Source organism: Streptomyces sp. BR123 (assembly GCF_013401435.1).
Lineage (GTDB): Bacteria > Actinomycetota > Actinomycetes > Streptomycetales > Streptomycetaceae > Streptomyces.
Genome location: NZ_JACBGN010000634.1, coordinates 1 through 977 on the forward strand (window position 1 = coordinate 1; position 977 = coordinate 977).

1 protein-coding gene is annotated in these 977 nt (G+C 81.6%); it reads left to right on the forward strand.

The window, feature by feature from the left end; translation table 11 throughout:
* A partial coding sequence (locus tag HYE82_RS36775) for a hypothetical protein (RefSeq protein WP_179178562.1) occupies positions 1–878 on the forward strand: 878 nt, incomplete at its 5' end.
* Positions 879–977: the final 99 nt, after the last annotated feature.

The following is a 977-nucleotide window of genomic DNA, read 5'->3' on the forward strand; positions in this document are numbered from 1 at the left end:
CCGCGGCCCCCCGCCGCCGGGCCGCAGGCGACCCCGTCAAACTCCTGCTCCACCGCCACCGGACCCTGTGCGAGCAGGCCGTGGACCCGCTGCAGATCGCCGCCGGTCTGGAGGCACAGGGCATCACCGACCGCACCGCCGCCCGGTTCCGGCACCGCGACGTCTTCTCCCTCGCCGAGGAGCTGTACGCCCGCACCCCGCGCGAGGAGGAACCGCCCGCGCCCTCCGCCGCCGGCCCGGCCGACGCCCCCGCCCTACGCCGCTTCGGACTCGCCCTCCTCCCCGGGGCCCTCGCCTGCGCGGCGGCGGCCGCCGCGGTGCCGTACGCGGCAGCCGTCACCGCCCTCGCCGCGGCCGCCGCCGTCGTCCTGCCCGGCCCGTCCGGGCGGGCCGCCGCAGGCAGCAGTCCCCGGTCCGGCCGGGCCGTCCTGCTGCTCGCCGCGGCCGCCGCGGGCTGGGCCGTCCACCGCCACGGCGCCTCCCTCGGGATCGCCCTCGCCCTGGCCGCGGCAGCCGGCCACCTCGCCGCCGCCGTGTACGCCGCCCGGGTCCGGCACCGCCTCGCCGCCAGCCACGCCCTGGAGGACTTCGCCGACGGGGCCCGGCCGCTGCTCCTCGGCACCGTCGCCGGCTTCGCCGCGGCCGCCGCCGGGGCGGCCGTCCTCGCCGGAGCCGCCGTCCCGCTCGCCCTCCCGATCGCCCTGCTCCTCTTCCTCACCCGGCTGCTCGTCGGCCACGGCGCCCCCCGCGGGCCCGTCGCCGCCGCCCTCGTCCTCGCCCTGGTCCCCGTCACGGCCGCGGCGCCCGCCGCCGCGGCAGGACTCCTCGTGTGCGCCGTCCCCGCGCTGGCCCGCGCCTCCGCGTACACCCGGCCCTGAGCGGCGTACGGCCTCCGCCCCGCCGCTCCCGACGCCCGGCCCGCCGCTCTCCGCGGCCGGCGCCGGAGCACCGTAGCCAACCCCCTCTGTCTCTTATAC